Source organism: Nonomuraea sp. NPDC004702 (genome assembly GCF_053601695.1).
In genome coordinates this window covers 1-10,754 of record NZ_JBSGCE010000144.1, presented here as the reverse complement: position 1 = coordinate 10,754, position 10,754 = coordinate 1, and the positions used below count along the sequence as shown (strand labels likewise).

The following is a 10,754-nucleotide window of genomic DNA, read 5'->3' as shown; positions in this document are numbered from 1 at the left end:
GGCGGCCGTACGGCCACCCGCCCTCAGTCGAATTCCGGTCAGGCCGTCGCGGGCTCCGGCGCGCGCGGCGTGCGGGCGGCCGACGCCGGGGCGTCGTCGAGCGGCTGCGGCGGCGCGTTGAAGACCGCCTCGTCCAGACGACCCTCGGAGCGGGCCACCAGGACCGGGACGACCATCTGGCCGGCCACGTTGGTCGCGGTGCGGATCATGTCGAGGATCGGGTCGATCGCCAGCAGCAGGCCGACGCCTTCGAGCGGCAGGCCCAGCGTGCTCAGCGTGAGCGTCAGCATGACGATCGCGCCGGTCAGACCGGCGGTGGCGGCCGAGCCGACGACGGAGACGAACGCGATCAGCAGGTAGTCCCCCACCCCGAGGTGCACGCCGAACACCTGGGCCACGAAGATCGCGGCGAGCGCCGGGTAGACCGAGGCGCAGCCGTCCATCTTGGTGGTGGCGCCGAAGGGCACCGCGAAGGAGGCGTAGTCACGGTCCACGCCGTTGCGCTCGACGGTGACGCGCTGGGTCAGGGGCAGCGTGCCGACCGAGGAACGGGAGACGAAGGCCAGCTCGATGGCGGGCCAGGCGTTGCGGAAGAACGTGATCGGGTTGACCTTGCCCCAGACCGCGAGCAGCGTCGGGTAGACGGCCAGCAGGACGATGAAGCAGCCGACGTACACGCCGACGCTGAACTTGGCCAGCGGGGCCAGCAGGTCCCAGCCGTACGTGGAGACGGCCTTGCCGATGAGGCCGGCGGTGCCGATCGGGGCCAGGCGGATGACCCACCACAGGGCCTTCTGCACCAGTTCGAGCACCGAACGGCTGAGGTTGAGGAACGCCTCGGCCTTCTCGCCCACCGCCAGGGCCGCCGCGCCGAGGACGACACCCAGGAAGACGATCTGGAGGACGTTCACCTCGGTGAAGGCCGTGACGATGTTGGTGGGCAGGATGCCGGTGACGAAGTCGAGCCAGGTGCCGGCGCCCTCGGTGTCGATGGCCTTGGCCGCGCCGGTGTCCAGGGTGACGCCCTGGCCCGGGTTGATGATCAGGCCGAGCGCGATCGCGAAGGCCACCGAGACGAACGCGGTGATCAGGAACCACAGCAGGGTCTTGGAGGCCAGCCGGGCGGCGCCGTTGACGTTGCGCAGGTTGGCCACGCTGACCAGCACGGCGGTGAACACCAGCGGCGGCACGGCCAGCTTGAGGAGCTGGACGAAGATCTTGCCGACCTGGGTCAGCGTCTCGGCCAGCCAGGCCACGTCCCAGATCTTGGCGACGAACCCCAGGGCGACGCCGACGGCCAGGCCGAGCAGCAGCTGAAGGGAGAAGGTGAATCTCTTCACGGGAGGAAGGCTCCGGAAGTCAGGCATGCCACGGCGAAGGGGGGCATGCGGGTGAGGAAGGGGGGAGTCTGGGGGACGCGCCGATCAGCGACAGAGGGATCCGTGCAGACGGCACAGATCCACGTGCAGACGCTCGACGAGCCGCACGATGACCACAGAGAACCTCACGAGGACGTACAACACCACGCGAAACGGGGCATATTCCCGCTCGGCATTGTGACGTGCGTCACACCCCTTCCGGAGCCCGGCCTATCAGGCGGCCAGCTCCTTGACCTTCTCCAGCAGGCGGACGCGCTCCTCGTGGGTACGGCCGAGCGGCGCGACGTTGAGCGTCGTCACCCCCGACTCCTTCAGCGCCGCGATCCGGTCGCGGACGAAGCCCTCGCTGCCGATCAGCGACATGTTCTCCAGCAGCTCGGCGGGCACCAGCGCGGCGGCCTCGTCCTTCTTGCCCTCCAGGTAGAGGTCCTGGATCTGCTCGGCCTCCTTCTCGTAGCCGTAGCGCCGGGCCAGGTCGTTGTAGAAGTTCTTGCCCTTGGCGCCCATGCCGCCGATGTAGAGGGCGGCCATCGCCCGGCCGAAGTCGCGCAGCCCGGCCACGTCGTCGCCGATGGCCAGCGCCGCCTGGGCGATCACGTCGAGCTCGCCCAGCTCGGGGTCGCGCTTCGCCCGGCCGGCGGCCAGCGAGGGGCCCCACACGTCGGCGGCCTTCTCCGGGTAGTAGAAGATCGGCTCCCAGCCCTCGGCCAGCTCGGCGGTCATCTCCACGTTCTTGGGACCGATGGCGGCGACCACGATCGGGATGCGCGGGCGCACCGGGTGGTTGATGATCTTCAGCGGCTTGCCCAGGCCGGTGCCCTCCCCGGCGGGCAGCGGCACCTGGTAGTTGCGGCCCGCGTGCTCCAGCCGCTCGCGCCGCCACACCTTGCGGCAGATCTCGATGACCTCCCGGGTACGCCCGATCGGCGCGGTGTACGGCACCCCGTGGAAACCCTCGATGACCTGCGGTCCCGACGTGCCGATGCCCAGCGTGAAGCGCCCGTCGGAGACGAAGTCCATGCCCGCGGCGGTCATGGCCAGCAACGTCGGCGTGCGGGAGTAGATCGGCAGGATGCCCGAGGCGATCTGCACCCGCTCGGTCTTGGCCGCGATGTACCCCATCTGGCTGACGGCGTCGAAGCTGTACGCCTCGGCCACGAAGACGATGTCGAGGCCCGCCTTCTCGTAGTCGGCCAGCTCGGCGACCGTCTCCTTGAAACCGCCCGAGTAGTTGAGTGCCATACCGATGCGCATGCCGGGCTCCCGATGAACCGAATGTTGTTCCGTTGCGACGTCAACAGGTTAGCGTGTCGGCGTGTCGCGCGGCGAAGCACTAGCCTGGTTCGGGTGCTGAGCCGGGTCGTCGTCGTCGCCTCCGCAGTGGTCGCCCTGGCCCTGGCGGGTCATTCGCTGATCCCGTCGCTCGGCGGCTTCACGCCGGTCCTGGAGAGCCTGCTCCCCTGGTTGGGGGTGGCGGTGCCGCTGCTGCTGATCCTCGCCCTGCTGACGCGGTCCAGGGCGGCCGCGCTCGCGGCGCTGGCGCCCGGCCTGGTGTGGGCGGCGATGTTCGGCTCCACGCTGCTGGCCGCGCCGCCCGGCGGCCCCAGCGACCTGGCCGTCGGCACGGTCAACGTCGGCGTGCGCAACAGCGCCTCCGGCGAGGCGGTCAAGGCCATCGCCGAGGGGCTCGACCTGCTGGCCGCCCAGGAGCTGACCCCCGGCGGGCCCGCGGCCAAGCAGCTCAACAAGATGTTCCGCTACCGCTACCCGGTCAGCACGGTCGGCCTGTGGAGCCGCTACCCGATCAGCGAGACCAGCCCGCTCGACGTCGGCATGGGCTGGCCGCGGGCGCTGCGCGCGGTGGTGACCACGCCCAAGGGCAAGGTCACCGTCTACGTCATGCACCTGGCCTCGGCCAGGCCCGGCCACACCGCCTCCCGCGACGCCTCCCTGGCGCACGCTCGCCGGCTCGTCGACGGCGACCCCAGCAAGCGCGTCCTGCTGCTCGGCGACCTCAACACCGCCACCACCGACCGCGGCATGCGTGGCCTGACCCCGCCGCTGACCGACGCCCAGAGCGTGGCCGGCGACGGGTTCGGGTTCACCTGGCCGGCCGAGTTCCCGATCACCCGGCCCGACCACATCCTGTTCAGGGGCATGACTGCGACCAAGGCGGGGGTCGCCCCGGCGACCGGCAGCGACCACCGCGCGGCGATCGCCTCGCTGCGCTTCTAGCGGCCCTCCAGCAGCTCCAGAACGCGTTACTAGCGGCCTTCCAGCAGCTCCAGAACGCGTTTCCAACGGCCTTCCAGCAGCTCCAGGTCCTGCGGCGTGTCGATGTCGGCGGGGTCGCCGTGCTCGTCGCAGGCGACCTCGGTGACCAACCCGGGATGCGCCTTCATGAACGCCCGCGCCCCCACGTCGCCCACCGCCAGCTCCGCCACCCCGGCGAAGTGCTCGCGCGCGATCAGCACCGGGTTCGCCCGCCGTCCGCCGTAGGTGGCCACCGCCAGCCCGGCCCCCGACGCGGCCAGCGCCCGCACCGCGCCCGCCCGGACGAGGGGCTGGTCCACCAGCGCGACGACCACGGCCGTCGCCTCCGGCGGCAGCGCGGCCAGCCCGGCCCGCAGTGAGGAGCCCATGCCGGTGCGCCAGTCCGGGTTGCGCACGCTGACCGCCCCGCGCACCTGCACGGTCGCCGCGCCCAGCACGACCACCACCGGACGGCAGCCGCCCTCCGCCAGCAGCCGCACCCCGCGGTCGACCAGCCGTTCGCCGCCGAACTCCACAAGCGCCTTGGGCGTGCCCAGCCGGGCGCCCTCCCCCGCGGCGAGCAGCAGCCCGGCGATCACGCCGGCTCCCCGTGGATGCGCCCGCCCGTCTGCGACAGCGGCCGGCCCGAGCCGCCCCACCGCAGCTGGATCAGCTCGGCGGCGATCGACACGGCCGTCTCCTCCGGCGTGCGGGCGCCCAGGTCGAGGCCGATGGGCGATCTCAGCCGGGCCAGCTCGGCCTCGGTGAGCCCCGACTCGCGCAGGCGGGCCAGCCGGTCCTCGTGCGTGCGGCGCGAGCCCATGGCGCCGATGTAGCCCGCCTCGGTCCGCAGCGCCACCTCCAGCAGCGGCACGTCGAACTTGGGGTCGTGGGTCAGCACGCAGATCACCGTGCGCTCGTCCACCCGCACCGAGGCCAGGTAGTCGTGCGGCCACTTGACCACCACCTCGTCGGCCTCGGGGAAGCGCTTGGCGGTGGCGAAGACCGGCCGGGCGTCGCAGACGGTGACGTGGTAGCCGAGGAACTTGCCCACCTTGGCGACGGCCGCGGCGAAGTCGATCGCGCCGAAGACCAGCATGCGCGGCGGCGGCGCGAACGACTGGACGAACACCGACAGGTCGTCCAGCCGCCGCTCGCCGTGGCCGCCGTAGTGCCGGATGCCGGTCAGGCCCTGGGCGAGCATGCCGCGGGCGTCGTCGTCCACGGCCTCGTCGAGGCGGTCGAGGCCCAGGGTGCCCGACGAGCGGCCGGGCCAGACGATCCGGCGGGCGCCGATCGGGCCGGGGCCGGCGACGATGGTGGCGACCGCGACCGGCTGGTGCGCCTCGACCGAGGCGAAGATCTCGCCCAGCTCCGGGAAGGTCTCGATGGAGACCGGCTCGACCAGGATGTCGATGATGCCGCCGCAGGTCAGCCCGACGGCGAAGGCGTCGTCGTCGCTGACGCCGTACCGCTGCAGGACGGGCGCGTCGGCCTCGGAGGCCAGCTCGAAGACCGCCCCCTCGACGCACCCGCCCGAGACGCTGCCCACCACCTCGTCGCCGCGCACCGCCATCGCCGCGCCCGGCGGGCGTGGCGCGCTGCTGAACGTGCTCACCACGGTCGCCAGCCCGAACCTGAGCCCCGACCTCCACCACCGCATGATCTCCGGGAGCACGTCACGCATGGGCGAGCCTTTCGCTGAGTTCCTCGTAGGCGGCCAGGCTGTGCCCGGCCACCAGATCGTCCAGATGCGGCAGGGCAGCCCGCATGCCTCCGGTCAGCGGCTGGTAATCCTCATATCCCTTGTGCGGATTGACCCAGATGAGCCGGTACGCCTGCCGGGCCAGCCTGGCGAGCTGGGCGCCCAGGAGCGCGGGGTCGCCGCGTTCCCAGCCGTCGGAGGCGATGACCACGATCGCCCCCCGGGCGCTGTGCCGGGTCAGGTACTCCTTGAACTCCTCTCCGAGCCGGGTCCCGCCGCTCCAGTCGGGGATGGCCGCCGAGGCCGCGTTCAGCGCCGTGCCGGGGTCGCGGTGGCGCAGCTCGGCGGTGACCTCGGTGAGCCGGGTGCCGACGGAGTAGACCCTCGTGGCCCGCGGCTCGCTCCTGACCAGCGCGTGGGCGAAGCGCAGCAGGGTCTCGGCGTAGGGGGCCATCGACCCGCTGACGTCCACGAACAGCACCACCTGGCGGGGCCTGGTCGTGTGCCGGCGGCGGCGCAGCCGGGCCACCTCGCCGTTGCGCAGCGCCTCGCGCACGGTGCGGCGCTGGTCCAGCCCGCCCCGGTGGGCCCGCTCGAAACGGCGGGAGCGGCGCGCGGCCCGGCCGCGGCCGAGCAGGGCCAGCATGCGGTGCACCTCGGCGCGTTCGGCCTCGGTGAGCCGGGCGACGTCCCGGTGCCGCAGCACCTCGGCGCGGCTGGCCGTGGCCGGGGCGGCGGCGTCCTCGCCCGCGCCCGCCTCCTCGCCGTCGCCGGCCGCCAGGTGCCGGGTGACGCTGGTCGTCGCGGTACGGGCCGCCGCCGCCCGCCGTCCGCCGAAGTAGGCGGCGAAGCAGCGGTCGTAGCGGGGCAGGTCGTCGGGCGTGGCGCACAGGGTGAGCCGGCCGGCCCAGTAGAACGCCTCCCGGTCCCCGGCGTCGAGGTGGCCGAGGGCCTGCAGCAGGCTCCGCGTCCGCTCGTGGTCGGCGTCCACGCCCGCCGCGCGCAACGTCCTGACGAAGCCCGTCACGGTCCGGACCAGCTCATCCACCGGACAGCAGCCCGTCGCCCAGGACGGCGGCGACGTCCTCGCGGTACTTCAGCGCGGCGCCCAGGGTGGCCGCGGCCAGGTCGGGGTCGAGCTCCCTGGCCCCGAGCGTCAGCAGCGCCTCGGTCCAGTCGAGGGTCTCGGCCACGCCCGGCGGCTTGACCAGGTCGGCCCGGCGCAGCCGCTCGGCCGCCCGCGCCACCTGCAGGGCCAGCTCCTCGGTGCAGCCGGGCAGGCGGCGCAGCAGGATCGCGACCTCGCGGTCGAAGCTCGGGTGCTCCAGCCAGTGGTAGAGGCAGCGCCGCTTGAGCGCGTCGTGCACCTCGCGGGTGCGGTTGGAGGTCACCACGACGACCGGCGGCGTCGCGGCCCTGATCGTGCCCAGCTCGGGGATGGAGACGGTGAAGTCGGAGAGCACTTCGAGCAGGAACGCCTCGAACTCGTCGTCGGCCCGGTCGATCTCGTCCACCAGCAGCACGCTCGGCTGGGTCTCCACGGCCTTCAGCAGGGGGCGGGCGATCAGGAAGCGGCGGTCGTAGATCTCCCCCTCCAGCCGGGCGGCGTCGGTGATCCCGGCGGCCTCGGCGGCCTTGAGGTGGAGGAGCTGGCGGGCGAAGTCCCAGTCGTACAGGGCCTGGGACGCGTCGAGGCCCTCGTAGCACTGCAGCCGGATCAGCGGGGCCTTGAGCAGCGTCGCGAGGGTCTTGGCCAGCTCGGTCTTGCCGACGCCCGCCTCCCCCTCCAGGAACAGCGGCCGCCCCATCCGCAGCGCCAGGAAGGCGGCCGTGGCCAGCCCCCGGTCGGCCAGGTAGTCGTGCCGGTCGAGCAGCTCGATGAGCTTGTCCGGCGACTCGATGTCCATTGCCCTGATTGTCCGCCGCAGCACGCCTTCAGGCTACGTCGCGACCCCCGCCCCGCGATATCGGCTCGCCCTCATCATCGCGTTTCAGTCGCCGGACTCGGACGCCTCGCCGCGCTCGCGGATCAGCGCGGCCAGCTCGGCCGTGGCCCGGCGGGCGCGGGCCTTCTCCGAGCCCTGGATGCCCATGGCGCCGATCGTCCGGCCGTCGGAGAAGTCGATCTTCGGCCATGGGTCGCCCACCAGGAGGGTCACGTCGATGACCTCGGGCCAGGTGTAGCGGTGGACGCGCAGGGCGTTGACGACGGTCAGGCCCTGCTCGTCGGCCTCCACCCGGACCCGGCCCAGCAGGTGGAGCACGTACGCCACCGCCAGGCCGAAGCCCACGATCGCCACCCGGTCGGGCAGCTTGAACGGGTCGGCGATGAAGATCGCCATGAGGACCGCCCCCGCCACCACCACCAGGGCGAAGGCGTAGGGCACGATCCGGCCCCGGCGGGGACGCCAGGTCACGGGCAGGGGCGGCGGGGTCACGGGCTCGGGCACGAGGGAAACCTACCGCAGGTCAGTGGAGGTCCCTCAGGAGGAGGGCGGTCTCCAGGGCGGCCAGGGCCGACTCATAACCCTTGTCCTCCTTACTGCCGGGCAGCCCGGAGCGGTCGAGCGCCTGGTCCAACGTCTCGCAGGTGAGCACGCCGTTGCCGACGGGCGTCTCCTCGTCGAGCGAGACGCGGGTCAGACCGCTGGTGACCGAGTCGCAGACGTAGTCGAAATGGGCGGTCTCGCCCCTGATGACCGCGCCGAGGGCGACCACCGCGTCACAACGCCGGGCCAGGGCCTGGGCCACGACGGGGATCTCCAGCGAGCCGGGCACGCGAACCACGGTCGCGGTGGCGCCGCTGTCGTCGCACGCCTGCACGGCCCGCGCCACGAGCTGGTCGGTGATCTTGGCGTGCCAGCTCGCCGCCACCACGCCCACGACCAGGCCCGCCGCGTCCACCACGGCCACTCCGGGACGGCCTTCGCCACTCATGACGCCTCCGAGATCTCGTGCGGGACGCTGGAGGAGATGTCGTGGCCGAGCCGGTCGCGCTTGGCCTCCAGGTACCGCTCGTTGTGCGGGTTCAGGGCCACGGGCATGGGCTCGCGGCCGAGCACCTTGATGCCGTAGCCGTCCATGCCCTTGAGCTTGGCCGGGTTGTTGGTGAGCAGCCGCACCGAGCGCACGCCGAGGTCGGCCAGGATCTGCCCGGCGTTGGAGAACTCGCGGGCGTCCACCGGCAGCCCCAGCTCGACGTTGGCGTCGACGGTGTCGCTGCCGTTGTCCTGGAGGCTGTAGGCCTTGAGCTTGGCCAGCAGGCCGATGCCCCGGCCCTCGTGGCCGCGCAGGTAGACCACGACGCCGCGGCCCTCCTGCGCGATGGCGCCCATGGCGTGGTCGAGCTGCACGCCGCAGTCGCAGCGCAGCGAGCCGAACACGTCGCCGGTCAGGCACTCGGAATGGGCCCTGACCAGGATGTTCTCGCCGCCGCCGAGGTCTCCGTAGACGAGCGCGACGTGCTCGCCGCCGTCGAGGGCGCTGGAGTAGCCGTAGGCCCGCCACATGCCGTACGCGTTGGGCAGCCGGGTCTCGGCGACCCTGGTGACCATGCTCTCGGCGCGGCGGCGGTGGTCGACGAGCTGCTCGATGGAGACCAGCGCCAGGTCGTGCTCGTCGGCGAAGCGGCGCAGCTGGGGCAGCCGGGCCATGGTGCCGTCGTCGTTGACCACCTCGGCCAGCGCCCCGGCGGCCGACAGCCCGGCGAGCCTGGCCAGGTCGACGGCCGCCTCGGTGTGGCCGCGCCGGGCCAGCACGCCGCCCTCGCGGTAGCGCAGCGGGAAGATGTGGCCGGGCCGGACCAGCTCGTTGGGCTCGGTGGCGGAGTCGGCGAGGGTGCGGATGGTCCTGGCGCGGTCGGCGGCGGAGATGCCGGTGGTGACGCCGTCACGGGCGTCGACGGTGATCGTGTACGCCGTGCGCATGCGCTCGCGGTTCTGGGACACCATGAGCGGCAGCCCGAGCCGGTCGAGCTCCTTGCCGTCCATGGCCACGCAGATCATGCCGCTGGTGTGCCGGATCAGGAACGTGCACAGCTCCGGCGTGGCCTTCTGGGCGGCGAAGATCAGGTCGCCCTCGTTCTCGCGGTTCTCGTCGTCCACGACCACGACGGGACGGCCGTTGCGGATGTCCTCGATGGCCCGCTCGATCGGGTCGAGCTTGAACTCGCTCATGCCGCTGCCACCACTTCCGGACGGGCGGCGGCGCGGTACTCGCGCAGCCACTTGGCGAAGCCCGTGAGGACCATGACGAAGAACACGCCGTAGACGGCGCCGGAGACGTAGAGGCCGGAGTTGAACGCGACCGGCACGCCCACCAGGTCGACCAGCACCCAGATGATCCAGAAGTCGACCAGCGCCCGGCCCTGCGCCCAGGTGGCGACCGCGCCGCCGACGAAGATGTAGGCGTCGGAGGCCACGACGGACACCGGCGCGCCCGGGTACCACGACAGGTCGAACGTCTTGAACAGGACGGTCACCACCGCGGTGCCCACCGCCAGCGCCGCCAGCATCCGCCACCGCTCGCCGCCCGTGGCGGGCCGGACGGACAGGGCGTGCTCCTGGGTGCCCTGCCGCCACTTCCACCATCCGTAGACGGCCAGCCCGGCGAACAGGGCCTGCTTGAGCGCGTTGCCGGTGACGTGCGCGCTGATCGAGGCGAGGAACAGCAGCACCGAGCCGGTGAACTGGACCGGCCAGGTCCACATGGACTTGCGCATCGCGAACGCCACGGTGGCGAGGGCGAACACGTTGCCCACCAGGTCGGTCCACTTCACCGGCAGACCGAAGATGTCAATCGATGCGTCCACCCAGCTCATCGGGTGCCCACCAGCCTCTCCACATACTTGGCGATCACGTCGACCTCAAGGTTCACCACGTCGCCCACCTGGCGGTCGCCCATGGTGGTCAGCTTCAGCGTGGTCGGGATGAGGCTCACGCCGAAGCTGTCGTCGTCAACCGTCGTGACGGTCAGGCTGATTCCGTCGATGGCGATCGAGCCCTTCTCGGCCACGTACCGGCTGAGCGGGCCGGGCAGGGAGAAGCGCAGGTCGTCCCAGTTCTCGCCGGGGGCGCGGGACAGCAGGCGGGCGGTGCCGTCGACGTGGCCCTGGACGATGTGGCCGCCGAGGCGCTGGTCGGCGCGTACGGACCGTTCGAGGTTGACCGCCGAGCCCGCGGTGAGGCCGCCGAGCGAGCTGCGGTCCAGCGACTCCCTGATGACGTCGACGGTGAACACGTCGTCCTTGACCTCGACGACCGTCAGGCAGACGCCGTTGACGGCGATCGAGTCCCCGTGGGCGGCGTCGGAGGTGACGAGCGGGCCGCGTACGGACAGCAGGGCGCCACCGCCGACCTGCCCGCCCGCCGGCTCGATGGCGACGACTTCGCCCTTCTCCTCGATGATTCCGGTGAACA

At 72.3% G+C, this 10,754-nt stretch carries 12 protein-coding genes; 1 reads left to right on the top strand and 11 read right to left on the bottom strand.

Going from position 1 to position 10,754, the window contains the following annotated elements; genetic code table 11:
• Positions 1-38: 38 nt before the first annotated feature.
• Positions 39-1,340, bottom strand: coding sequence for a dicarboxylate/amino acid:cation symporter (locus ACWEJ6_RS53480; RefSeq protein WP_452433395.1), 1,302 nt, complete (start codon positions 1,338-1,340; stop codon positions 39-41).
• A gap of 252 nt (positions 1,341-1,592) precedes the next feature.
• Entirely contained in the window at positions 1,593-2,633 is a 1,041-nt protein-coding gene (locus tag ACWEJ6_RS53475) for an LLM class F420-dependent oxidoreductase (protein ID WP_387666376.1), read from the bottom strand.
• Positions 2,634-2,726: 93 nt separating this feature from the next.
• Between ACWEJ6_RS53475 and ACWEJ6_RS53470 the strand changes: the two genes are divergently transcribed.
• On the top strand, positions 2,727-3,614 hold the full coding sequence (locus ACWEJ6_RS53470; protein ID WP_452433394.1) for an endonuclease/exonuclease/phosphatase family protein: 888 nt from the start codon (positions 2,727-2,729) through the stop codon (positions 3,612-3,614).
• A gap of 29 nt (positions 3,615-3,643) precedes the next feature.
• On the opposite strand, the gene ACWEJ6_RS53465 is transcribed toward ACWEJ6_RS53470, so the two are convergent.
• The 9 genes from ACWEJ6_RS53465 to ACWEJ6_RS53425 all read right to left on the bottom strand — a co-directional run.
• On the bottom strand, positions 3,644-4,228 hold the full coding sequence (locus tag ACWEJ6_RS53465) for a nucleotidyltransferase family protein (RefSeq protein ID WP_452433397.1): 585 nt from the start codon (positions 4,226-4,228) through the stop codon (positions 3,644-3,646).
• On the bottom strand, positions 4,228-5,319 hold the full coding sequence (locus tag ACWEJ6_RS53460; protein WP_358293969.1) for an XdhC/CoxI family protein: 1,092 nt from the start codon (positions 5,317-5,319) through the stop codon (positions 4,228-4,230). Before ACWEJ6_RS53460 ends, ACWEJ6_RS53465 begins: the two co-directional genes overlap by 1 nt.
• The gene (locus ACWEJ6_RS53455) at positions 5,312-6,385 is read right to left on the bottom strand and encodes a vWA domain-containing protein (protein ID WP_452433392.1); all 1,074 of its coding nucleotides are present in this window, start codon (positions 6,383-6,385) and stop codon (positions 5,312-5,314) included. The genes ACWEJ6_RS53460 and ACWEJ6_RS53455 overlap by 8 nt, the downstream gene beginning before the upstream one ends.
• Complete coding sequence (locus ACWEJ6_RS53450; RefSeq protein ID WP_358293973.1) at positions 6,378-7,244, bottom strand: AAA family ATPase; 867 nt, start codon at positions 7,242-7,244, stop codon at positions 6,378-6,380. Before ACWEJ6_RS53450 ends, ACWEJ6_RS53455 begins: the two co-directional genes overlap by 8 nt.
• A gap of 84 nt (positions 7,245-7,328) precedes the next feature.
• The gene (locus ACWEJ6_RS53445) at positions 7,329-7,787 is read right to left on the bottom strand and encodes a PH domain-containing protein (protein ID WP_452433391.1); all 459 of its coding nucleotides are present in this window, start codon (positions 7,785-7,787) and stop codon (positions 7,329-7,331) included.
• A 19-nt stretch (positions 7,788-7,806) separates the two neighbouring features.
• Positions 7,807-8,274 (bottom strand): 6,7-dimethyl-8-ribityllumazine synthase, encoded by a 468-nt coding sequence (gene ribH, locus ACWEJ6_RS53440; protein ID WP_452433390.1) that lies wholly within the window; start codon positions 8,272-8,274, stop codon positions 7,807-7,809.
• Complete coding sequence (locus ACWEJ6_RS53435; RefSeq protein ID WP_452433388.1) at positions 8,271-9,512, bottom strand: bifunctional 3,4-dihydroxy-2-butanone-4-phosphate synthase/GTP cyclohydrolase II; 1,242 nt, start codon at positions 9,510-9,512, stop codon at positions 8,271-8,273. The genes ribH and ACWEJ6_RS53435 overlap by 4 nt, the downstream gene beginning before the upstream one ends.
• Entirely contained in the window at positions 9,509-10,156 is a 648-nt protein-coding gene (locus ACWEJ6_RS53430) for a nicotinamide mononucleotide transporter family protein (protein ID WP_452433387.1), read from the bottom strand. The genes ACWEJ6_RS53435 and ACWEJ6_RS53430 overlap by 4 nt, the downstream gene beginning before the upstream one ends.
• On the bottom strand, positions 10,153-10,754 hold a 602-nt coding region (locus ACWEJ6_RS53425; protein WP_452433386.1), incomplete at its 5' end, for a riboflavin synthase. The genes ACWEJ6_RS53425 and ACWEJ6_RS53430, both read right to left, overlap by 4 nt.

Bases quoted from the DNA above. Each gene is read 5' to 3' on its own strand.
- ACWEJ6_RS53475 (WP_387666376.1), bottom strand. From the start codon at position 2,633: ATGCGCATCGGTATGGCACTCAACTACTCGGGCGGTTTCAAGGAGACG.
- ACWEJ6_RS53460 (WP_358293969.1), bottom strand. From the start codon at position 5,319: ATGCGTGACGTGCTCCCGGAGATCATGCGGTGGTGGAGGTCGGGGCTC.
- ACWEJ6_RS53450 (WP_358293973.1), bottom strand. From the start codon at position 7,244: ATGGACATCGAGTCGCCGGACAAGCTCATCGAGCTGCTCGACCGGCAC.
- ribH (WP_452433390.1), bottom strand. From the start codon at position 8,274: ATGAGTGGCGAAGGCCGTCCCGGAGTGGCCGTGGTGGACGCGGCGGGC.
- ACWEJ6_RS53435 (WP_452433388.1), bottom strand. From the start codon at position 9,512: ATGAGCGAGTTCAAGCTCGACCCGATCGAGCGGGCCATCGAGGACATC.
- ACWEJ6_RS53430 (WP_452433387.1), bottom strand. From the start codon at position 10,156: ATGAGCTGGGTGGACGCATCGATTGACATCTTCGGTCTGCCGGTGAAG.